This is a genomic window from Promicromonospora sp. NPDC059942 (assembly GCF_042731755.1).
Lineage (GTDB): Bacteria > Actinomycetota > Actinomycetes > Actinomycetales > Cellulomonadaceae > Promicromonospora.
This window is the reverse complement of the sequence record NZ_JBHWLR010000006.1, coordinates 1,593-24,885: the sequence shown is the minus strand read 5'-3', so window position 1 is coordinate 24,885 and position 23,293 is coordinate 1,593. Positions and strand designations below refer to the sequence as shown.

12 protein-coding genes are annotated in these 23,293 nt (G+C 71.5%); 11 read left to right on the top strand and 1 reads right to left on the bottom strand.

Features of this window, described 5'->3' with window-relative positions; translation table 11 throughout:
• Positions 1–36 precede the first annotated feature (36 nt).
• Complete coding sequence (ligA, locus tag ACFV9Q_RS11485) at positions 37–2,328, top strand: NAD-dependent DNA ligase LigA (protein WP_377234531.1); 2,292 nt, start codon at positions 37–39, stop codon at positions 2,326–2,328.
• Positions 2,329–2,573: 245 nt separating this feature from the next.
• Positions 2,574–5,552 carry a family 16 glycoside hydrolase gene (locus ACFV9Q_RS11480; protein WP_377234530.1) on the top strand — a complete coding sequence of 993 codons (2,979 nt, stop codon included), beginning with the start codon at positions 2,574–2,576 and terminating at the stop codon, positions 5,550–5,552.
• 70 nt (positions 5,553–5,622) lie between these two features.
• Here the strand turns inward: ACFV9Q_RS11480 and ACFV9Q_RS11475 are convergent, their stop codons facing one another.
• Positions 5,623–6,744 carry an ROK family protein gene (locus tag ACFV9Q_RS11475; RefSeq protein ID WP_377229399.1) on the bottom strand — a complete coding sequence of 374 codons (1,122 nt, stop codon included), beginning with the start codon at positions 6,742–6,744 and terminating at the stop codon, positions 5,623–5,625.
• A gap of 135 nt (positions 6,745–6,879) precedes the next feature.
• On the opposite strand from ACFV9Q_RS11475, the gene ACFV9Q_RS11470 reads away from it, so the two are divergent.
• From ACFV9Q_RS11470 to ACFV9Q_RS11430, 9 genes are all read left to right on the top strand, one after another.
• Positions 6,880–8,421: a sugar ABC transporter ATP-binding protein gene (locus ACFV9Q_RS11470; protein WP_377234529.1), complete on the top strand. Its 1,542-nt coding sequence runs from the start codon at positions 6,880–6,882 to the stop codon at positions 8,419–8,421.
• A gap of 17 nt (positions 8,422–8,438) precedes the next feature.
• A complete protein-coding gene (locus tag ACFV9Q_RS11465) occupies positions 8,439–9,395 on the top strand; it encodes an ABC transporter permease (RefSeq protein WP_377234738.1) in 957 nt (318 codons plus the stop codon).
• Between the two features lie 51 nt (positions 9,396–9,446).
• Positions 9,447–10,499, top strand: a complete 1,053-nt coding sequence (locus ACFV9Q_RS11460) for a substrate-binding domain-containing protein (protein ID WP_377234528.1) — start codon at positions 9,447–9,449, stop codon at positions 10,497–10,499.
• A 75-nt stretch (positions 10,500–10,574) separates the two neighbouring features.
• Positions 10,575–11,753, top strand: a complete 1,179-nt coding sequence (locus ACFV9Q_RS11455) for a Gfo/Idh/MocA family protein (protein WP_377229396.1) — start codon at positions 10,575–10,577, stop codon at positions 11,751–11,753.
• 134 nt (positions 11,754–11,887) lie between these two features.
• Positions 11,888–17,518, top strand: a complete 5,631-nt coding sequence (locus ACFV9Q_RS11450) for a ThuA domain-containing protein (RefSeq protein ID WP_377234527.1) — start codon at positions 11,888–11,890, stop codon at positions 17,516–17,518.
• Positions 17,515–18,123, top strand: a complete 609-nt coding sequence (locus ACFV9Q_RS11445; RefSeq protein WP_377234526.1) for a hypothetical protein — start codon at positions 17,515–17,517, stop codon at positions 18,121–18,123. The genes ACFV9Q_RS11450 and ACFV9Q_RS11445 overlap by 4 nt, the downstream gene beginning before the upstream one ends.
• Before the next feature lie 56 nt (positions 18,124–18,179).
• Entirely contained in the window at positions 18,180–19,181 is a 1,002-nt protein-coding gene (locus tag ACFV9Q_RS11440) for a sugar phosphate isomerase/epimerase family protein (RefSeq protein ID WP_377229393.1), read from the top strand.
• Between the two features lie 185 nt (positions 19,182–19,366).
• Entirely contained in the window at positions 19,367–22,036 is a 2,670-nt protein-coding gene (locus ACFV9Q_RS11435; RefSeq protein ID WP_377234525.1) for a PQQ-dependent sugar dehydrogenase, read from the top strand.
• Positions 22,036–23,052: a sugar phosphate isomerase/epimerase family protein gene (locus ACFV9Q_RS11430; RefSeq protein ID WP_377234524.1), complete on the top strand. Its 1,017-nt coding sequence runs from the start codon at positions 22,036–22,038 to the stop codon at positions 23,050–23,052. Before ACFV9Q_RS11435 ends, ACFV9Q_RS11430 begins: the two co-directional genes overlap by 1 nt.
• The last annotated feature ends 241 nt before the right edge of the window (positions 23,053–23,293 follow it).

The following is a 23,293-nucleotide window of genomic DNA, read 5'->3' as shown; positions in this document are numbered from 1 at the left end:
CCACAGGTCACCGCTCGGATGTCAGTGGTTCAAGCCATGATTGTGTCCGTGAGCGAGACGACAGGCATCCCGGGACCGGCCGACGCAGGCGACGAGGCGGCGGCGCAGCGCCGATGGGCGGAGCTGGTCGCCCAGATCGAGGAGGATCGCAGGGCCTACTTCGAGGACGACGCGCCCGTGTCGTCCGACGCCGAGTACGACGTGCGGATGCGCGAGCTGCAGGCCCTCGAGGCCGCGCACCCCGCGCTGGTGACGCCGGAGTCACCCACGCAGAGCGTCGGCGGCGCCGCGACGGCGGGGTTCGCCACCGTCGAGCACATCGAGCGCATGCTGTCGCTCGACAACGCCTTCAGCACGGAGGAGCTCGGGGTCTGGGCCGACAAGGTGCACCGCGACCTCGGCACCGACACCCCCGGCCTGCTGTGCGAGGTCAAGATCGACGGTCTGGCCATCTCCCTGGTGTACGAGAAGGGGAGGCTGGTCCGCGGCGTGACCCGCGGTGACGGCCGCGCGGGCGAGGACGTCACGGCGAACGTGCGCACCATCGCGTCGATCCCGCAGCAGCTCGCCGGTGACCCCGCCGACCACCCCGATCTCATCGAGGTGCGCGGCGAGGTCTTCATGGCCACCGCCGACTTCGCGGTGCTCAACGAGAAGCTCGTCGCGGCGGGCCTGGACCCGTACGCCAACCCACGCAACACCGCCGCCGGCTCGCTGCGCCAGAAGGACCCGTCGGTCACCGCGAGCCGCAATCTGCGCATGTACGCGCACGGGGTGGGCGCCCTCCAGTGGCAGGCCGGCGAGCACACCGAGCTGGAGCGGCAGTCCGACGCGTACACGCTGTTCGACCGGTGGGGCATCGCCGTGTCCCCGCACAACCGCGTGATCCCCGGCCTGGACGGCGCGCTCGAGATGATCGAGTACTTCCGCGAGCACCGGCACGACATCGAGCACGAGCTCGACGGCATCGTGCTCAAGGTCGACGCCCTGGAGCAGCAGCGCAAGCTGGGCTCGACCAGCCGCGCGCCCCGCTGGGCGATCGCCTTCAAGTACCCGCCGGAGGAGGTCAACACCCGGCTGCTCGCCATCCAGGTCGGCGTGGGCCGCACCGGCCGGGCCACCCCGTACGCCGTGATGGAGCCGGTCAAGGTCGCCGGTTCCACGGTGCGCCAGGCCACGCTGCACAACCAGGATGTCGTGAAGGCCAAGGGCGTGCGCATCGGCGACGTCGTGGTGCTGCGCAAGGCGGGCGACGTCATCCCCGAGATCCTCGGGCCGGTGACGGCCCTGGCGAACGACGGCTACCCGCGCGAGGACTTCGTCATGCCGGCGAACTGCCCCGAGTGCGGCACGCCCCTGCGCCCCATGAAGGAGGCTGACGTCGACCTGCGCTGCCCCAACGCGGAGTCCTGCCCCGCGCAGGTGCGCGGGCGGGTCGAGCACATCGGGTCGCGCGGCGGCCTCGACATCGAGGCCCTCGGCGAGGTGACCGCCGCGGCGCTCACCCACCCCGACGTGCCCGAGACGCCGCCGCTGGTCACCGAGGCCGAGCTGTTCTCGCTCACGCTCGACCAGCTCCTGCCCATCGAGGCCGTGGTGCGGGACTCCGAGACGGGCCTGCCCAAGATGGACGACGACGGCGTGGTGCGCCGCCGTGCCCCGTTCCGCCGCAAGTTGTCGTACGGCAAGACGCAGCGGGCCGCCGCCGAGGAGGCGGGCGAGACCCTGCCCGAGTGGGCTCCGTCGGCCAACGCGACCAAGCTCCTGGACGAGCTCGAGCGCGCCAAGACCAAGGACCTGTGGCGCATGCTCGTCTCGCTGAACATCCGGCACGTCGGGCCGGTCGCGGCCCGGGCGCTCGCGGGCTGGTTCGGCTCGGTGGACGCGATCGAGGCGGCGTCGGAGGAGGAGCTCGCGGCCGTCGAGGGCGTGGGACCCGTGATCGCCGCCGAGATCAAGGCCTGGCTCGCGGTGGAGTGGCACCAGGGGATCCTCGCGGCCTGGCGCGCGGCCGGCGTGCGGCTCGAGACGCCGGGGCACCCGGGGCCGGCGGCGATGGCCGAGGCCGACACGGAGCCCACCGGCCCGCTGGCGGGCCTCACGGTCGTGGTGACCGGCTCGCTGGTGGACTTCACGCGCGACGGCGCCAAGGAGGCCATCATCGCCGCGGGCGGCAAGGCCTCCGGTTCGGTCTCCAAGAAGACCGACTACGTGGTGCTGGGGGAGAACGCCGGCACCAAGGCGGCCAAGGCCGAGGCCCTGGAGATCCCGACCCTGGACGAGGACGGGTTCAAGGCGCTGCTGGAGGGCGGCCCGGGAGCGCTGTAGGCCGGTGGTCTCCTGACCTCCATGCCGGCCGGGTCGACGGCGCCCCGGCCGGCGCGGAGGTGCGCCTGCGCATACCCGAAAGAAGGCGATATCCCGGTAACGCTGAACACCTGACAACTTTTGCTTGACGCCCGACAGAAGTCCTCGTAGGTTCTAGCCGCAAGGTCAACGCCGACCGAGGAGAGCTCATGCGTCAACGTGGAACCAGAATCCGCACGAGACAGGCCGCCGCAGCCGCGGCGGCCGTGGCACTGACAGCGGTAACGCTCGCGGGGACGGTCCCCGCCGCGACGGCGGCGGTCGACGACCTCCCGCCCCAGGAGCCGGGCGTCACGCTGCGGACCTACGACCTGGCCCGCGACATCAGCGAGCTGTGCACGCTCCGCTCGGGCCAGACGCCGAACGTCGACCAGCTCAAGCCCACGATCGACTACTCGACCGAGGCCGACTTCGGGATGAGCGAGCGCTTCATCGCGCACGCCCTGGCCAACCTGAACGTGCCGGCCGACGGCAACTACGAGTTCCGCCTCACGAGCGACGACGGCTCGCGCCTGGTGATCGACGACGCCGTCGTCGTCGACCACGACGGCCTGCACGGGGAGTCCGCCAAGGAGGGCACCGTCGCGCTCACCACCGGGTACCACGACCTGCGCGTGGAGTACTTCGACAACACGAACGACAACGTCCTGAAGCTGGAGTGGCGCACGCCGGGCACCGCCGACTTCGTCGTCGTGCCGTCCAGCGTGCTGAGCACCGAGGCCGACGTCGTGCGCGTGACGGCCCCCGGCACCAAGTACTGCGAGGGCCAGGGCGACACCGCGGGCGACGGCATGCGCCTCGACTCCGTGTACCCGGGCTACACCCTGACCGACCTGCGCCCCGACGGCTTCGAGCCCATGGTCTCGGGCCTCGACTGGACCGACGACGACCGCCTCGCCGTGGTCACGGCCGGCTCGGTGAGCCCCGGCGGCTGGGTCGAGGACCCGGAGCCCGGCGAGGTCTTCCTGCTCGACAACGTGACCGGCGCGACCTCGAAGGACCAGGTCACGTACGAGAAGGTCGCCACCGACCTGTTCAACCCGATGGGCGTGGCCGTGATCGGGGAGTCGATCTACGTCTCGGAGCGGGACAAGCTCACCGAGCTCACCGACCCGGACGGCGACGGCTTCTACGACGACCACCGCACCGTGGCCGAGTGGCCGTTCGGCGGCAACTTCCACGAGTTCGCCTTCGGCCTGCTGTACGACGACGAGAGCTTCTACGTGAACCTCTCCGTGGCCATCAACAACGGCGGCGCCACCACGGACCCGCAGCCCGCCCAGAACCGCGGCACAGCGATCAAGGTGGACCGCGAGACCGGCGAGGTCGAGTTCGTCGCGGGCGGCCTGCGCACGCCGAACGGCATGGTCAAGGGCCCGGACGGCGAGCTGTTCGTCATGGACAACCAGGGCGCCTGGCTGCCCAGCTCCAAGCTGGTGCACATCGAGCAGGGCAAGTTCTTCAACCACTTCACCAACCCGTCCGGCCCGTACGACGCCCAGCCCGTCTCCGCCCCGGCGCTGTGGGTGCCGCAGAACGAGATCGGCAACTCGCCGAGCTCCCCGGTGCAGCTCACCGAGGGCCCGTACGCGGGTCAGCTCGTGTTCGGCGACGTCACCTACGGCGGGCTGCAGCGCGGCTTCCTGGAGAAGGTCGACGGCGAGTACCAGGGTGCGGTCTTCCGGCACTCGGCGGGTCTGGAGGCGGGCGTCAACCGCACCGTCGTCGGGCCCGACGGCGCCCTGTACGTGGGCGGCATCGGCGAGGGCGGCAACTGGAGCGAGCCGGGCAAGCTGCGCTACGGCCTGCAGAAGCTGACGCCCAACGGCGAGGACGCCTTCGACATGACCGAGATGCGGGTCACGAAGAAGGGCTTCGAGGTCGAGTACACCCAGCCGCTGTCGCAGGAGACGGTGGACAAGATCGCCGAGAACCCGAACGCCGCGTTCCGCATGGACCACTGGCGCTACGTGCCGACGCGCGCCTACGGCGGGCCGAAGGTCGACGAGCAGCAGCTGTTCGTCTCGGGCGCCACGGTGTCCCGGGACCGCAGGAAGGTCACACTCACCGTGGACGGGCGCCAGCCCGGCTACGTGGTGCACCTGCGCAGCCCGCGCCCGTTCGCGGACGCCGACGGCCGGGAGCTGTGGAACACGGAGGCCTGGTACACGCTCAACTCGATCCCGGGCTATAAGGCGCCGGCGGGGTTCCAGGAGGCGGAGGAGGCGACGCTCCGCGGCAGCGCGAACGTGGCCAACGAGCACAGCGGCTACTCCGGCTCCGGGTTCGCGGCCGGCTTCGGTCAGGTCGGCGCGTCCGCGACCTTCACCACCACCGTCAAGCGCGCGGGCACCCAGCCCGTGAGCCTGCGCTACTCGAACGGTCCCAACCCGTTCCAGGGCACCAAGGAGGTGTCGGTGCTGGTCAACGGCCAGGAGGTCGAGCCGTGGGCGCTGGAGTCCACGGGAGACTGGAAGACCTGGGCGACGGCGACCCGGTCGCTCGACCTGCGCAAGGGGGTCAACACCATCACCCTGCGGTACGACGAGGACGATGACGGCAACGTCAACCTCGACTTCCTCAAGGTCGGTGGCGGGGCCGCCGACATCTGCGAGCCGAAGCGGTACGAGCGGGGCTACACCGCGCTGTTCGACGGCACGCTGGCCTCGCTGGACGGCTGGAACATGGCCGGCCCGGGCTCGTTCGGCCGCCAGGCCGACTGCACGATCCGCGGGAGCGGTGGCATGGGTCTGCTCTGGCACTCCACGGAGCTGCACGAGTACAGCCTGAAGCTCGACTGGAAGCTCAAGAAGGACGACAACGGCGGCGTCTTCGTCGGCTTCCCGGACCCGGGCAACGACCCGTGGATCGCCGTCAACCAGGGGTACGAGATCCAGATCGACGCCACCGACGAGCCGGACCGCACCACGGGCGCGATCTACACCTTCCAGGGCGCGGACCCGGAGGTCGTGGAGCGGGCGCTGAAGCCGGTCGGGTCCTGGAACTCCTACGAGATCCGGGTGGAGGGGCAGACGATCAAGGTCTTCCTCAACGGTGAGCTGGTGAACGACTTCGTCAGCACCGACCCCGCGCGCGACCTCGCCCAGGGCTTCATCGGCCTGCAGAACCACGGTCAGGGCGAGGCGGTGAGCTACCGCGACGTCCGGGTCAAGGACCTGAGCTAGCCCCGCAGACGTCAGACGCTCAGGTCCCCGGAGGGGCCTGAGCGTCTGACACGTTGCGGGGGGAGTGGGGTCACGCCACCAGGCGGTCCACGGCCTCCGAGGAGAGCGCCTGGTCCACCGCCATGGCGCTCGCGCCGAGCACGCCCGCCTGTGTGCCGGTGCGGGCCGTGACGATCCGCAGGTGCTGCGTCGCCAGGGGCAGGGACCGCTGGTAGACGACCTCGCGGATGCCGGCCACGATGTGCTCGCCGGCGTCGGCCAGGATGCCGCCGATCACGATCATCGACGGGTTCAGCAGGCTGACGCTGGTGGCGAGCACCGCGCCGATGTCCCGGCCGGCCTGGCGCACGGCCTGGCTCGCGGCCACGTCGCCCGCCCGGACCAGGGCGACGACGTCGGCGGGCGTGACCGCGCCCTCCAGGCGGCTCGCCACGGCCTGCCCGCTGGCGATGGCCTCCAGGCAGCCGACGTTGCCGCAGCGGCACACGATGTCGGTCACCCCGGGCACGGCGACGTGCCCGATGTCGCCCGCGGAGCCCTGCGCGCCGCGCCGCAGCGCGCCGTCGGCGATGATGCCGGCGCCGATGCCGGTGGCGACCTTGACGAACAGCAGGTCGGCCACGTCGGGCCAGGCCGCGCGGTGCTCGCCCAGCGCCATGATGTTCACGTCGTTGTCCACGAGCACGGGCGCGTGGAACCGGGCGCCCAGGATCGCCGGCACGTCCGCGTTGTCCCAGCCCGGCATGATCGGCGGGTTGTTCGGCTTGCCGGTCGCGTGCTCAACGGGGCCCGGCAGGCCCACGCCGACGCCGGCGAGCTCGCCGGTGGTCCGGCCCGCCTCGCGCAGCAGCTCGGCGCCGGTCTCGGCCACGCGGTCGAGCACGAGGTCCGGCCCGTCCGTGATGAGCAGCGGCAGGTCGCGCTGCGCCAGGATCGTCGAGGCGAGGTCGGTCAGGGCGAGCCGCGCGTGCGTCGCACCGAGGTCCACCCCCAGCACCACGCGGGCGGACGGGGCGAACGCGAAGGTCGCGGGCGGGCGTCCGCCGGTCGACGTCGCCTCGCCCGCGGGCGCGATGAGTCCCGCCGTCATCAGCAGGTCGATGCGCGCCGCGACGGTCGACCGCGCCTGCCCGGTGACGGCCGCCAGATCCGCCCGGGTTCGGGGCCGGCCGTCGCGCAGGAGCTGGAACATGTCCCCGGCTCCTGACACCTTGGGTACCTGCTGAAACACTTCCCGTGCCACTTCCACCATGTGCCTAGTCAATCATGGCGGGCGAAGTCTCGACTTTTGCTTGACCGTCGCCAAAAGTCCAACTACGTTCGATACATGGTCGACGCGGACCCCCAACCGACAGAGCAGCCGGCGCAGCAGCCCCTGCTGCGGATGCGCGGCATCGTGAAGGAATTCCCTGGCGCGCGTGCGCTCGACGGCGTGGACCTCGAGGTCCGTCCCGGCGAGGTGCACTGCCTGCTGGGCCAGAACGGGGCGGGCAAGTCCACCCTGATCAAGACGTTGGCCGGAGCCCACCAGCCCACGGCGGGCGAGATCCTGATCGACGAGGAGCCGGTCGTCATCGCGAACCCCGTCGCCGCCCTGCGGCTCGGCATCGCGACGATCTACCAGGAGCTCGACGTCGTGGACGGTCTGACCGTCGCCGAGAACATCTACCTGGGGCACGAGCTCGCGACGGGCGGCGTCACGCGCCGGTCCGAGGCGGCCCGCAACACCCGGAAGATCCTCGACCGGCTGGGCCACAAGGAGATCTCCCCGCACCGTGATGTGGGCTCGCTGCCCGCCGCGGGCAAGCAGATCGTGCAGCTCGCCCGGGCGCTGTCCCGCGACGCGCGCGTGGTCATCATGGACGAGCCGTCCGCCGTGCTGGACTCCGAGGAGGTCGGCAACCTCCACCGCATCGTGCGCGAGCTCACCGCCGACGGCGTCGCCGTGGTCTACATCTCGCACCGGCTGGAGGAGATCCGCCAGCTCGGCGACCGGATCACCGTGCTCAAGGACGGCCGCACGGTCGCGGAGAGCCTGGTCGTGGCAGACACCCCGACGAAGGAGCTGATCCAGCTCATGACCGGCCGGTCGGTCGAGTACGCGTTCCCCGACCGCCCCGGCGTAGCCGAGGACGCGGACCCCGTGCTGGAGGTCGAGGGCCTCGGGCTCGGCGACGTCTTCGCCGACGTCTCCCTGACCGTCCGCGCCGGCGAGATCGTCGGCCTGGCGGGCCTGGTCGGCTCGGGTCGCTCCGAGATCTTGGAGACGATCTACGGCGCCCGGCGCGCGACGTCGGGCACGGTGCGCGTGGGCGGCAAGCGCCTGCGCGCCGGGGCGGTGGACGCCGCCGTGACCGCGGGCATCGGCCTGTGCCCCGAGGAGCGCAAGAGCCAGGGCCTGCTCCTGGACGAGCCCGTCTACCGCAACATCACCCTGTCGACCTTCTCGCGCATGGCGCGCGGCGGGCTGCTCGACGAGGGCGCCGAGCGCACTGCGGCGCGCGAGCAGGTCGAGGCCCTCGACCTGCGGCCCGCCGGGGTGGAGCGGAGCGCCCGCACGCTGTCCGGCGGCAACCAGCAGAAGGCGCTGCTGGCGCGCTGGCTCGTGCACGGCTGCCGCGTCCTCCTGCTCGACGAGCCCACCCGGGGCGTCGACGTCGGCGCGCGCTCCGAGATCTACAACCTGATCCGCCGCCTGGCCGACGACGGCGCCGCCGTGATCGTCGTGTCCAGCGAGATCCCGGAGGTGCTCGGCCTCGCGGACCGCGTGCTGGTCATCTCCGACGGCAAGGCGGTCCACGAGGGTCCCGCCCGCGAAATCGACGAGCACGCCGTGCTCGACCTGGTCATGGAAGGAAGTGTGGCGTGAGCCAACGATCGGCCCTCATGGGTCCCGCCCTGCGGATGGGCGGCCTGGTGCTGGCACTCGTCCTGCTCGTCGTCGTGGGTGTGGCGACCGCCGGCGAGCGGTTCTGGAGCACCGGCAACCTCATCACCGTGCTGAGCCTCGCGGCCGTGACCGGCGTGGTCAGCATCGGCATGACGTTCGTCATCACCTCCGGCGGCATCGACCTGTCGGTCGGTGCCGTGGTCGGCCTGGCATCCGTATGGGCCTCGACCCTGGCGACCCAGTACGCGGCCGAGGACTACGGCTGGTGGGTCATCGTGGTGACCGCGCTGGCCGTCGGCCTGGTGGCCGGCCTGATCAACGGCCTGCTGGTCGCCTACGGCAAGATGCCCGCGTTCATGGCGACGCTGGCGATGCTTGCGGCGGCGCGCGGGCTCGCGGAGATCATCGCGGGCCGGCAGACCCAGATCGTCACGGTCGAGCCCTTCTTCGACGTCTTCCAGGCGCGGCCGCTCGGCGTGCCGACGATCGTGTGGATCTTCGTCGTGGTCGCGGCGGCGGGCTGGTTCCTGCTGAACCGAACGACGTTCGGCCGCCGCACCGTCGCGGTGGGCGGCAACCCGGAGGCGTCCCGCCTGGCGGGCATCAAGATCAAGCGGCACACCCTGTACCTCTACGGGCTCGCCGGCCTGACTGCGGGCATCGGCGCCGTGATCCTGCTGGCCCGCACCACGGCTGGCTCCTCGACCCACGGCACGCTGCTGGAGCTGGACACCATCGCGGCGGTCGTCGTGGGCGGCACGCTGCTGGCCGGCGGCCGCGGCACCATCACCGGCACCGTGCTGGGCGTGCTCATCTTCTCGACGCTCACCAACGTCTTCGTCCTCAACAACCTCGACAGCTCGGTCCAGGCGATCGCCAAGGGCGCGATCATCGTGGGCGCCGTGCTGCTGCAGCAGTGGTTCGCCTCGCGCGAGCGCGTCTCGACGACCTAGTCACTCCACAAGCCAACCCAGCATTTCCACCCCGGATCAAGGGAGATCACGATGACCTCGTCCATTGTTCGCACACGCCGGGTCTCCGGCGTCGTCGTCGCCGCGGCCTGCGCGGCGCTCGTCGTCGCCGGCTGCACCAGCAACGAGCCTCGCGAGAGCGAGGAGACCGCCACGGGTCCCGTCACGGTGACCGAGAACGACGAGCCCGGCGACCAGGTCGTCATCGGCTTCTCCGCCCCCGCCGCCGACCACGGCTGGATGGGTGCCATCACCAGCGCCGCCAAGGCCGAGGCGGAGAAGTACGAGGACGTCGACCTCCAGGTCGCCGAGGGCACCAACGACGTCAACGTGCAGATCAGCCAGATCGAGGGCTTCATCGACCAGGGCGTCGACGCGATCGTGCTCCTGCCGTTCGACGGCGCCGCCCTGACCGACGTGGCCCTGGACGCCATGGAGGCCGGCATCCCGGTCATCAACGTGGACCGCGAGTTCAGCAGCCCGTTCGCCGCTCGCGCCACGGTGCTCGGCGACAACTACGGCATGGGCGTCAGCGCCGGCACCTACATCTGCGAGCAGCTCGGGGACAACCCCGACGCCGTGGTCGCGGAGATCGCCGGCATCGACTCGCTGCCCCTGACCCAGGACCGCAGCAAGGGCTTCAAGGACGCCCTCGACGACTGCGGGCTCGACGTCGACGCGCGCGTCGCGGCCGAGTTCACCGTCGAGTCCGGCGAGGAGCAGACGGCCAACCTGCTGTCCGCCGAGCCGAAGATCGACGCCATCTGGAACCACGACGACGACCAGGGCATCGGCGTCCTGGCCGCCATCGAGAACGCGGGCCGCGACGAGTTCTTCCTGGTCGGCGGCGCCGGCTCCAACAACATGATGGAGCAGATCCAGGACCCGGACAGCGTCGTCAAGGCGACGGTCATCTACCCGTCGACCCAGGCCGCCGACGGCGTCAAGTTCGCCCGCCTGATCGCCCAGAACAAGACGGTCAGCGACCTCGCCTCGATCGGCGTCCCCCGCACCGTGCAGCTCTACGCGCCCGTCGTCACGGCGGACAACGTCGAGGAGTACCTGCCCATCGGCTTCGACTCCTGACGCTGTGACTCATCGGGACGACGCCCGCTCGGGCGTGCAACACGGCGGGGAGACCACAGTGGGGGGAGGCGCGGTATGAGTACAGGAACGAGCGAGCTCGGCGTCGGCATGGTCGGCTACGCGTTCATGGGTGCGGCGCACTCGCAGGCCTGGCGCACGGCGCCGCGGTTCTTCGACCTGCCCATCGTGCCGCGCATGCGCGCGGTCGCGGGGCGGGACGGGGCCGCGGTCCGTGCGGCGGCCGACCGGCTGGGCTGGGACGACGCCGTCGTCGGGTGGCAGGACCTGCTGACCCGGGACGACGTCGGGCTGGTCGACGTCTGCACGCCGGGCGACACCCACGTGGAGATCGCGGTCGCCGCTCTGGAGGCCGGCAAGCACGTCCTGTGCGAGAAGCCGCTGGCGAACACCGTGGCCGAGGCGGAGGCGATGACCGCCGCCGCCGAGGCCGCGGCCGAGCACGGCGTGCGCGCGATGGTGGGGTTCACCTACCGTCGCGTGCCCGCCGTGGCGCTGGCCCGGCAGCTCGTGCAGGAGGGCCGGATCGGCGAGGTGCGGCACGTGCGCGCGCAGTACCTCCAGGACTGGCTGGCGGACCCGCAGGCGCCGATGTCGTGGCGCCTCGACAAGCAGAAGGCGGGCTCGGGCGCCCTGGGTGACATCGGCGCCCACGTGGTGGACCTGGCGCAGTTCGTCACGGGCGAGTCGCTCACCGGGGTGAGCGGCCTGCTCGAGACGTTCGTCCACGAGCGCCCGGAGGCGGTGTCGTCCTCGGGCCTGTCGGCAGTGGCCGACGCCGGCCGCACGGGCCAGGTCACGGTGGACGACGCCGCGGTGTTCCTGGGTCGGCTGTCGGGCGGCGGGCTGGCGACCTTCGAGGCGACGCGCTTCGCCTGGGGCCGCAAGAACGCGATCCGGCTGGAGGTCAACGGGTCGAAGGGCTCCCTGGCCTTCGACTTCGAGGACATGAACCTGCTGCACTACTACGACGCGACGGACGAGTCGGCGATCGCGGGCTTCCGCCGCATCGTCGTCACCGAGCCGGAGCACCCGTACGTCGCCGCGTGGTGGCCGCCGGGGCACGGTCTCGGGTACGAGCACGCGTTCACGCACCAGGTCGTGGACCTGATGGGTGACCTGGCCGCCGGGCGGCAGCCGACGCCGTCGTTCGCCGACGGCCTGCGTGTCCAGCGGGTGCTGGACGCCGTCGAGCGCAGCGCCGCCGGCGGAGGGGGGTGGGTCCCGCTGGTCTGACCGGTGGGATCGGACCGCGCCGCGGACCGGCTCGAGCGGGTGGCTCGGGCCGGTCCCGTACGAGACCTGTGCACGAGCAGTACCGCAAGGCACTAGTACTGACCCGACTCAATGAGGAGCTCCAGGTGAGAAACGTGCTACGAACCCGCCGCGTGCTGCGGTCGGTGGTCGCGGCAGCAGCCGTGACCGCGCTCGGCGTCCCCGCCCTGGTGGCCGCCGCCGCGCCCTCGGTCGCGTCCCCAGGCGTGCCGGCCGAGGCCGCCGCCGGGACGTCGGCCGCCGTGACAGCGGCAGATGCGGCCGCGGCAGAACCCTTCGACGCCCTGGTGTTCTCCAGGACGGCCGGCTTCCGGCACGGCTCGATCCCCGCGGGGATCGAGGCGATCACCCAGCTCGGTGCGGCGAACGACTTCACGGTCACCGCCACCGAGGACGCGAGCGTCTTCTCCGACGAGGGGCTGGCCGACTACGAGGTCGTGGTCTTCCTGTCCACCACCGGCGACGTCCTGGACGAGGAGCAGCAGGCCGCGTTCGAGCGCTACATCCAGGGCGGTGGCGGCTACGCCGGCATCCACGCGGCGTCCGACACGGAGTACGACTGGCCGTGGTACGGCGACCTGGTGGGTGCCTACTTCAACTCCCACCCGGCCAACCAGGACGCCACCGTCAAGGTCGAGGACCAGGCCCACGCCTCCACGGCCCACCTGCCGCAGCGGTGGGAGCGGCACGACGAGTGGTACAACTTCCGCACCAACCCGCGCGACAAGGTGCACGTCCTCGCCTCCCTGGACGAGACCACGTACGACGCCGGGACGGGTGCGATGGGGGCCGAGCACCCGACCGCCTGGTGCCAGGTCTACGACGGCGGCAGGTCCTGGTACACCGGCGGCGGCCACACCGACGCCTCGTACGCCGAACCCGAGTTCCTCGAGCACCTGCTGGGCGGGCTGCAGACCGCGGCCGGGGTCGTCGACTCCGACTGCGCCGCGACCCAGAGCGCCAGCTACGAGATGGTGCCCCTCGACGAGGACACCGCGAACCCGATGATGCTGGACGTGGCCGACGACGGCACCGTCTTCTACGTCGAGCGGGACGGGCGGGTCCAGCTGATCGACCCGGAGTCGAACACCACCAGCACCGCGATGACGCTGCCGGTCACGCAGTCCAACGAGGACGGCCTCACCGGCGTCGTCCTCGACCCGGACTTCGCGACCAACGGGTGGGTCTACCTGTTCTGGTCGCCGGAGGACGTCGGTGACGACGGACCGCACAACCGCGTCTCCCGCTTCGACTACGACGCCGGCACCGGCACGATCGACCAGGCGTCCGAGGAGACCGTCCTGATCATCCCGACGCAGCGCCAGACGTGCTGCCACGCGGGCGGTGACATGGCCTTCGACGGCGACGGCAACCTGTACGTGGCCACCGGCGACAACACGAACCCGTTCGAGTCGCAGGGGTACGCACCGCTGGACGAGCGGTCGGGGCGGGCGAACTTCGACTCCCAGCGCACGTCGGCCAACAGCAACGACCTGCGCGGCAAGGTCCTGCGGATCACGCCGCAGGACGACGGCTCGTACACGATCCCGGACGGCAACCTGTTCGCGCCGGGTACCGAGGACACGCTGCCCGAGATCTACGCGATGGGCTTCCGCAACCCGTTCCGGATCGGCGTCGACCCGGCGACCGACAACGTGCTCGTGGCCGACTACGGCCCCGACGCCGGCGCGGCGAGCGCGGACCGCGGCCCGGCCGGGACCGTCGAGTGGAACGTCGTGAGCGAGCCGGGGTTCTACGGCTGGCCGTACTGCACGGGCGCGAACAACGCCTACCGTGCCTACGACTTCGCCACGGGCCAGTCGGGCGCGGCGTACGACTGCGCCGGCGGCGCCGTGAACGACTCGCCGAACAACACCGGCATCACGCAGCTGCCGCCCGCGGTGGAGGCCGAGGTCTGGTACGGCTACGGGACCAACCCGCTGTTCCCCGAGATCGGGGGCGGTGGCGCGCCGATGGGCGGCGCCGTCTACGACTACGACCCGGAGCTGGAGTCCGACACCAAGTGGCCGGCCTACTGGGACGGCAAGGCGCTGTTCGGCGAGTGGAACCAGGGCCGGATGTACTCGTTCCAGCTCGCGGGCGAGCAGCGGGACGACCTCGTGGACATCAACCGGGTCCTGCCCGGGGTCTTCGACCCGAGCGCCGGGTTCGACCGGCCGATGGACTTCGACTTCGGCCCCGACGGTGCGCTGTACGTCGTGGACTGGGGCTCCGGCTTCGGCGGCAACAACGACACCTCGGGCGTGTACCGGGTCGACTACGTGGAAGGCGACCCGGCGCCCATCGCCCGGGCGTCCGCCGACGTGACCAACGGTCTGGCGCCGCTGACCGTGCAGTTCTCCTCGGAGGGCACCCGGCACCCCGCCGGGGAGCCGCTCACCCTGCAGTGGACCTTCGGCGACGGCTCGGCGCCGAGCACCGAGGCCAACCCGACCCACACCTACACCGAGAACGGCCGCTACACCGCCCAGCTCGTCGCCACCGACCCGGCCGGGCAGACCGGCGTGGCGAACGTGACGATCGTGGTGGGCAACATCGCTCCCGAGGTGTCGATCACGTTCCCGGAGAACGGCGGGTTCTTCGAGTGGGGCGACCAGGTGCGCTACGAGATCGCGGTCGACGACCCCGACGGCGAGGTGAGCTGTGACGACGTCACGCTGTTCACGTCGCTCGGCCACGACTCCCACGCCCACCCGTTCGAGGAGCTGACCGGCTGCTCGGGTGTCATCCAGACCGCCCGGGACGAGGGCCACGGCATCGAGTCGAACATCTTCTGGGTGATCGAGGGCTTCTACACGGACGACGGCGGCGCCGCCGGCGCACCCCTGACGGCGACCGACCTGCAGGTGCTGCAGCCCAAGCTGGTCCAGTCGGAGTTCTTCACCGGCACGGGCCGCGTGGACGGCATCGGTGACGGCGCCGGCGACCCCGGCGTCCAGATCGAGCAGACGGGCGACTCCGCCGGCGGCGGCCAGAACATCGGCTTCATCGAGCCCGGCGACTACTGGGCGCACGAGCCGGTGAGCCTGGCCCAGGTCGACTCGATCTCCCTGCGCGCCGCCTCGGAGGGTGGTGGCGGCGAGGTGTCGCTGCGCTGGGACGCCCCGGACGGTCCGGAGATCGGCCGGATCACGGTGCCCGGCACCGGCGGCTGGCAGCAGTACGTCGACGTCGGGACCGAGCTGCACGACGTGCCCTCGGGCTCGGGCTCGCTGCACTTCGTCCTGCTGTCGGGCGGCATCAACGCCAACTGGATGGAGATCGAGGGGCGCGGCGTCACCGACAACCAGCGGCCGGAGGTGGAGCTCACGGTCGACCCGGTCGCGGGTGACGCCCCGCTCACGGTGACGGCGTCCGCCACGGCCACGGACCCCGACGGGACCGGGGACCTCACCTACGCCTGGGACGCCGGTCTCGGTGACGGGTTCGTCGACGGGACGCCGGCGTTCGAGCACACCTACGAGGAGCCGGGGACCTACCGCCTCCAGGTGCGGGTCACCGACGAGGGCGGCGCCTACGCCGTGGAGTACGTCATGGTGGAGGTCACCGGGACCGTCACTGAGCCCGCGCTGTGCCTGTCGGGGCGGTCGGACGACTTCCTCGGTGACGAGATCGACCCGGACCGCTGGACCGTGCTGGACCGCAACCAGGACCTGCGGGTCGCCGACGGGGTGCTCACCGTCCCGGCGACCGTCACGGACTTCTACGGGACGGGCAACTCCACCGTGCCGAACCTCGTGCTGCAGGACCTGCCGGACGGCCCGTTCACGGCGACGGCCAAGGTCACCGTCCCGGCCTACGCGCAGTACCAGCAGGCCGGACTGCTGATCTACGGCGACGCGGACAACTACGCCAAGATGGTGATCGAGGGGCGTTCGGCACCCGCCGACCCGGCCACGCGCATCTTCCAGTACATCCGTGAGGAGGCCGGCGTGCCGAACGAGGTCGGTGACTCCAACACCGCCGCCCTCGGACAGGCGTACCCGGACACGGTGTACGTGCGCCTGTCCAGCAGCGACGGCGTGGACCTGACGGCGGCGTACTCGGACGACGGCGTGGACTTCACGGCCATGCCGCAGACCAAGTCGCTGTCGGGCATCGACGACCCGCAGATCGGGCTCTTCGCGCTCGCGGGCAGCGGTTCGGCGGCGGAGGTCGTGGACGCGCAGTTCGACTGGTTCCACATCACCCCGGACGACACGGCCGAGGCCCCCGGGCCGGGGGACGAGTTCGACGGGGACGCGCTGGACGCCTGCCGCTGGGACGTCGTCCGCGACGACCCGACGGGTTACCGGGTGAGCGGTGGCGCGCTGGAGATCGACACGACCCCCACGGACATCTACACCGGCTCCAACACCGGCACGCCAAACATCGTCGTGCAGGACCTGCCGGAGGACGACTGGACGGTCGAGACGCTGGTCGACGGCTCGGACTTCGACCAGCAGTACCAGCAGGGCGGTCTCATCGTCTACGGCGACGACGACAACTACGTCAAGCTCGACCTCGTGACCGACAACGCGGTGGGCAGCCCCGTCGCGCAGCGCCTGGAGCTGCGCAGCGAGGTCGACGCGGTGGTGCAGGACCCGCAGCCGAACGTGAACGGTCTCACCTCGGGCACGTGGCACCTGCGGCTGTCGAAGGAGGGTCCGACCTTCACCGGCGCCTACAGCGCCGACGGTGAGGAGTGGACCGCGTTCGACGAGTCCGTGACCCACGACGGGCTGCAGGACGCCCGGGTGGGCCTGTACGCGCTCGGTGCCTCCCAGCAGTCGGTCGCCACGGCGTCGTTCGACCACTTCCGGGTGGTCGGCGCCGCCGAGCCGCTCGCGGTGAGCGGCACCGTGTCACCGGCCGAGCCGGACGGCCCGGACGGGCAGTGGCTCGGACCGGTCACGGTCACCGTGGCGGCCACGGGCGGTCCGGCCGGAGCCACGGTGTACCGGGAGGTCAACGTCGACGACGGCGGCTGGACCGAGTACACGGCGCCGGTGGAGGTCTCGGCCTCCGGCGCCCACACCGTCCAGGTGCGGGCGACGGCGGACGGCGACACGGTCGTCGGCGAGACGCTTCGGTTCACGATCGCCGCGCCCGCGGCCGAGGAGGCGACGCCGGCGGTCGAGATCGTCCAGCCGACGTGCTCCTACGACCGGTCGGGCAACGAGGTCGTCACCGGCGGCGCGCTGGTCACCGCTGAGGTGGAGGGTGTCCGGTCCTACGTCGTGCGGGAGTGGGTCGACGGCGCGGCGGGTGACGTCGTGACCGACCTGGGCGACCTCGCCCCGGGCAGGTACCGGGTCGCGGCCCGGCCGGCCGACGGGTACGTCCTCGTCGCGGAGGGGAACTGGAGGCTCAACGCCGGCGGGCTCGCCGTGCTCTTCGTGACGCTCGACGAGCCCGAGTGCCCCGACCCGAACACGCCGGACGTCGTGGTGAAGGCGGCGACGTGCGACGCCGGCGGGTCGATCGACCCGGTCGAGCTTCCCGGGGTGCGCAGCTACGTCGTGCACAACTGGGTCGACGGCAAGGCGGACGGCAAGCCGCGTGACCTGGCGAACCTGGCCCCGGGCGACTACCGCGTGATCGCCACGCCGGAACCTCGGACGAAGCTGACCGTCGCCGGGGACTGGCAGCTCAGCCCCTCCGGCAAGGCATTCGTCGTGGTGACGGTCGAGGACGGGTGCGCGACGAACCAGGGGGCCGTGTGAGGACGTTCCTGCGCCTCGGTACGGCGCTGGCGCTGGGGCTGGGGCTCGCCGTCGGGCCCCTCGCCGCGGCGCCGGCGTCGGCCCACGGGGGAAAGATCGACATCGAGCTCGGCACGGACGGCGCCGGCGGCATCTCCGCCGCACTCGTCTGGGCCGGCGACAAGCACCCGGTCGAGGAGTCGGCCGTGGTGGAGGTCCGGGCGGTCTCCGACGCCGGTGACGAGGTGGGCCCGATCACCCTGGTCTCGGCGTCCGAGGGCGTCGGCTGGTACCGCTCGGAACCCGCGGTGCTCGACGAGGGGCACTGGACGGTGACCGCCCGGGTCAAGGAGCCGGCCAAGGCGAAGGTCGAGACCGAGGTCGACGTGGTGGCCCCGCCCGCCGCTGAGGAGGCAGAGCCCGAGGAGGCAGAGCCCGGAGCCGAGGAGAGCAGCTCGCCGCCGGCCGAGAACACCACCGGGGCGGACGGGGCAGGCACGGCAGCACGGGCGGACGACGTCTCCACGGCGTCGAGCGGCCTGCCGGGCTGGGCCGGCTGGGTGCTGGGCGCGCTCGTCGTCGCGGGAGCGGCGACGGCCCTGCTCCGGCGCAGACGTACCCCGTGACCGAAGACCGAAGGGCACGACCGGCGACGCCGGATCGTCACGCACAGGAGGAAACCATGGCACGACCGATCACCCTCTTCACCGGCCAGTGGGCCGACCTGCCGCTCGAGGAGGTGGCACGCCTCGCGTCGGAGTGGGGGTACGACGGGCTGGAGCTCGCCTGCTGGGGCGACCACCTGGACCCGTGGCGGTGGGACGACGACGAGTACGTCGCCGGTCGCCTCGAGCTGCTGGAGCGGCACGGCCTCAAGGTGTGGGCGATCTCCAACCACCTCAAGGGCCAGGCCGTCTGCGACGACCCGATCGACCAGCGCCACCGCGACATCGTCTCCGACCGCGTCTGGGGCGACGGCGACCCCGAGGGCGTCCGGCAGCGCGCCGCGGAGGAGATGAAGAACACCGCGCGGCTGGCCGCGAAGCTCGGCGTCAAGACCGTCATCGGGTTCACCGGCTCCGCCATCTGGAAGTACGTGGCGATGTTCCCGCCGGTCTCCGACGCCGCGATCGAGGCCGGCTACCAGGACTTCGCCGACCGCTGGAACCCCATCCTCGACGTGTTCGACGAGGTGGGGGTCAAGTTCGCCCACGAGGTGCACCCCAGCGAGATCGCCTACGACTACTGGACCACCGTCCGCACGCTCGAGGCGATCGGCCACCGCGAGGCGTTCGGCCTCAACTGGGACCCCAGCCACATGGTGTGGCAGGACCTGGACCCGGTCAGCTTCCTCTGGGACTTCAAGGACCGGATCTACCACGTGGACTGCAAGGACACGAAGAAGCGCATGACGAACGGCCGCAACGGCCGCCTGTCGTCGCACCTGCCGTGGGCCGACCCGCGCCGCGGCTGGGACTTCGTCTCCACCGGGCACGGCGACGTCCCCTGGGAGGACGCGTTCCGGATGCTCAACACGATCGGCTACGACGGCCCGATCTCCGTGGAGTGGGAGGACGCCGGCATGGACCGCCTCGTCGGCGCCCCCGAGGCGCTCCAGTTCGTGCGCTCGCGCGCGTACGACGCGCCCGACGCGGCGTTCGACGCCGCGTTCTCGACGCGCTGACGCCGTTCACGCGCTGACGTCCTCGACCCGCTGACACACCGCTGACAGGGAGGTACGACCAGGAACGACGAGCACGACCCGGCGTCGCCGTACGGCGCCGGGGCAGCAAGGACCGGGTCCCGGACGAATGGGATGCGCACGAGACCCGGCCGGCGTGACCAACTCGACGAGGAGCTGCATCACGAATGAAGAGTATCGAGACACGCGCCCACGCGCGCCCAAAGAGAACGCTCGCGGCGCTCGCGGCCGCGGCGCTGGTCGGCACGGCGCTCGCGGCCTCGCCGACGGCGTTCGCGCACGACGGCCACGACACCACCGGCACCGCCGACGCGGCGGCCGCAGCCGACACCGACTGGGGCAACTACGAGAAGATCCTGCTCACCAAGGACGTCGGTGAGCCCATCGACATGGCGGTGCTGCCCGACCAGCGGGTGCTCCACACGGCCCGCAACGGCGACGTCCGGCTGACCGACCCGGCCACGGGCGTCACGCGGGTCGTCAACACCCTGGACGTGTACGCGAACTCGGAGGACGGCCTGCAGGGCATCGCCCTGGCGCCCGACTTCGCGCAGAGCAACCAGGTCTACCTCGTGTACGCGCCGCGCGACGCGGACGGCGACGGCGCGGCGGACACCCCGGCGGGCAACGCGCCCAACACGCTGCCGGCGGGCGAGGACGCGAGCTACTGGGACCAGTGGGTCGGCGTGAACCGCCTGGCCAGGTACACGTGGACGGGCGACGCGCTCGACCTCGACTCGGAGCAGGCGATCCTCGACATCGAGGTGCAGCGCGGCCAGTGCTGCCACGTCGGCGCCGACATCGACTTCGACGGCGAGGGCAACCTCTACCTGTCGACCGGCGACAACACCCCGGCCGGGACGCCGGGCGCCAACGGCTACGCCCCGAACAACGACGCCCCGAACATGAACCCGGGCTTCGACTCGCGGCGCGGGGCGGGCAACACGAACGACCTGCGGGGCAAGATCCTGCGGATCGACGTGAAGGACGAGATCCCCGCCGGCACGGCGCCGGGCGAGGGCAGCACCTACGACGTCCCCGCGGGCAACCTGTTCGCCCCCGGCACGGAGAACACCCGTCCGGAGATCTTCGTGATGGGCGTGCGCAACCCGTTCCGCATCGAGGTGGACCCGGAGACCAACTCCCTGACCTGGGGCGACTACGGGCCCGACGCCGGCGCCGCGAACGCGGACCGCGGGCCGATGGGCTACGTGGAGTGGAACGCCGTGGGCCTCGACGACCCGCACAACGCCGGCTGGCCGTACTGCCACGGACCGAACGCGGCGTACAACGAGTGGAATTTCGAGACGGCCACGCCGCGCGAGTTCTTCGACTGCGCCGCGCCCGTCAACAACTCCCGCTGGAACACGGGCCTGACCGACCTGCCCCCGTCGCGGGCGGCCACCCTCTACTACGGCGACGCGGCGGGCCAGCAGCCCCGGGACGAGCTCGTGAGCTTCGGCTCGGGCAGCGGCCAGGCGCCGATGGGCGGCCCGGTCTACCACTACGACGCCGACAGCACGGCGCCCGGGAAGTTCCCCGAGTACTGGGACGGCAAGGCGTTCTTCGGCGAGTTCTCCCAGGACTACTACGCCGCGTTCAGCGTGGACTGGTCCACTTTCGAGGTCGGCGAGATCGAGGACTTCTTCCCGAACTCGGCGCTCACCGCCGCGGGCATGCCGATCAACGACAACCCGATCGACCTCGAGTTCGGCCCGGACGGCTCGCTGTACGTCCTGGAGTACGGCGACGGGTTCTTCCGCCAGAACCCGGACTCCGGGCTCTACCGCATCGATCACGCCGAGGGGAACAAGGCGCCGCAGGCGCAGTTCACCTCCACGCCGGAGTCGTCCCCGTCCGCGCCCGTCGAGGTCGCCTTCGACGCGTCGGGCTCCAGCGACCCCGACGGCGACGCGCTCACCTACGAGTGGGACGTCGACGGCGACGGCACCTTCGACCTGACCGGCCCCGAGGTCACGCACACCTACACCGAGCTCGGCGTCTACACCGCGCGCCTGCGGGTCACCGACGGCAGCGGCAAGCGCACGCTCACCTCGACGTCGATCAGCGTCGGCAACGAGGCGCCCGAGGTCACCGTCGACTTCCCGGCCGACGGCGGCTTCTTCGACTGGGGCGACGACGTCGCCTTCCAGGTGACCACGAACGACACCGAGGACGGCACCGAGACCGCCTGCGAGCGGGTCGCCTGGTCGTACGGCCTCGGCCACGACGAGCACGCGCACCCCGAGGTGTCGGGCACCGGCTGCACCGGCGTCTTCCCGACCGACCCCAACTCCCCGGAGCACGGCGCGGGCGCGCACCTGTACGGCGCCGTCGTCATCACCTACACCGACAACGGGGCCAACGGCCTGCCGCCCGCCGCCGGCGAGGCGACGCTGCGCCTGAACCCCAAGCTGCAGCAGGCGGAGCACGCGACCCTCAAGGGCGTCGAGGTGGTCCAGGACGAGGCGGCCTCGGCCGGCGCGTACGTGGCCGGCCTCGGCAACAAGGACTCGCTCGCCCTGGAGCGCGTGAGCCTGTCCGGGATCGACAGCGTGACCGCGACGGTGCGCGGCAAGGGGCAGCTCCAGCTTCGCTGGGGCTCGCCCACGGCCAAGCCGTTCGCGACCGCGAAGGTGAACGCGCGCACGTGGAAGGACGTCAGCCTGTCGTTCCGCGACCGCGACCAGACGGGGACGCTCTACGTCACGACGACGGGCGGCACCCTCGACGTGGACGCACTGACGATGGTCGGCGAGGGCGTCGGGACGCCCCCGGCGGCCGCACAGAACTCGGCCGGCCCGTCCGGGGCCGCTCGGACCGAAGGAGAGCAGTGATGGAATCACGCACTGACGTCAACCGCAGGAACTTTCTGAGGCTGGCCGGCGGCACCGTGGCCGTGGGTGCGGCAACGCTGGCCGGTGCCGGTCTCGCGGGCAGCGCCGCCGCGGCGACGCTCGCCCCGGCCGCTCCCGCGGCAGCCGCCGCGGGCAAGGGCGGGGGCCGCGTGCTCGTGCCCGCGGGCCACATCGGCATCCAGCTGTACTCGATCAGGGACAAGGTCTCCTCGCTCGGCTTCCGCACCGTGTTCGAGCGGCTCGCCGACATGGGCTACGCCGAGGTCGAGTTCGCCGGCTACACGCAGGGCCAGGTCGGGGCGATCACGCCCCAGGAGATCCGTCAGCTGCTCGACGACAACGGCCTGAAGGCCGTGGGCTCCCACCGCGGGATCTCCGACTTCGCCAACAACATGGAGCTGGAGCTCGACATCGCCGAGACCCTCGGCATGGAGCACGTGGGCACCGCGCAGGCGCCCACCAGCAACCGCACGGTCGCCGGCTACCTCGCCGCCGCCGAGCAGTTCAACGGCTTCGGCGCGGCGGCACGTGCCCGCGGCCTGAAGTTCTACCAGCACAACCACGACGGGGAGTTCGGCTTCGCCACCGACAACCCCGACGTGCGGCTCTACGACGTCTTCTACGACAACACCGACCCGAGGAAGGTCTTCCTCGAGATGGACGTCTACTGGGCGTTCGTGGGGCAGCACCGCTACCCGGGCTTCGAGCCGGTGGACTACGTCAAGCGCAACCCGCACCGCTACCCGCTCCTGCACCTCAAGGACGGCGACGCCAACCCGGCCAACACCGGTGGGTACGACATCGTGGAGTTCGGCGCCGGCGACCTGCCGTACACCGAGTTCCTGTCGGCGCTCGCGGGCTCGGGCCAACGGCACGGCATCTGGGAGCAGGACAACGCCGCCTCGGTGGCCGCGCCTGGCTACCCGGTGGACTCGTTCGGCAACGCCGAGCGGTCGTACGTCGAGATCCGCTCGCTGCGGGCCAAGCGCTGCTGACCCGGCGCTCGCGGCAGGGTTCGCCGCGGGTTTCGCAGCAGGGTTCGCTGCGGGGTAGGTGAGGTGGGGGGGGGAGCGAAGGGAGGAGGGAAAAAACCTCCCTCCCGGGGGGACAGCCGGATTGCAAGATCTTCCCCCATCCGCCACCAACCCAAAGCTCTCCTGGCCCCCCCCCCCCCCCCCCCCTTTTCTTCCCACCCCCCTCCTCTTCCCCCAACTCCCACTCTCTTTTGGAAAACCC

Coding starts and splice junctions, on each gene's coding strand:
- ACFV9Q_RS11475 (WP_377229399.1), bottom strand. CDS start 6,744: ATGTTCCAGCTCCTGCGCGACGGCCGGCCCCGAACCCGGGCGGATCTG.
- ACFV9Q_RS11430 (WP_377234524.1), top strand. CDS start 22,036: ATGGAATCACGCACTGACGTCAACCGCAGGAACTTTCTGAGGCTGGCC.
- ACFV9Q_RS11460 (WP_377234528.1), top strand. CDS start 9,447: ATGACCTCGTCCATTGTTCGCACACGCCGGGTCTCCGGCGTCGTCGTC.
- ACFV9Q_RS11465 (WP_377234738.1), top strand. CDS start 8,439: ATGGGTCCCGCCCTGCGGATGGGCGGCCTGGTGCTGGCACTCGTCCTG.
- ligA (WP_377234531.1), top strand. CDS start 37: ATGATTGTGTCCGTGAGCGAGACGACAGGCATCCCGGGACCGGCCGAC.
- ACFV9Q_RS11455 (WP_377229396.1), top strand. CDS start 10,575: ATGAGTACAGGAACGAGCGAGCTCGGCGTCGGCATGGTCGGCTACGCG.
- ACFV9Q_RS11435 (WP_377234525.1), top strand. CDS start 19,367: ATGAAGAGTATCGAGACACGCGCCCACGCGCGCCCAAAGAGAACGCTC.
- ACFV9Q_RS11470 (WP_377234529.1), top strand. CDS start 6,880: ATGGTCGACGCGGACCCCCAACCGACAGAGCAGCCGGCGCAGCAGCCC.
- ACFV9Q_RS11440 (WP_377229393.1), top strand. CDS start 18,180: ATGGCACGACCGATCACCCTCTTCACCGGCCAGTGGGCCGACCTGCCG.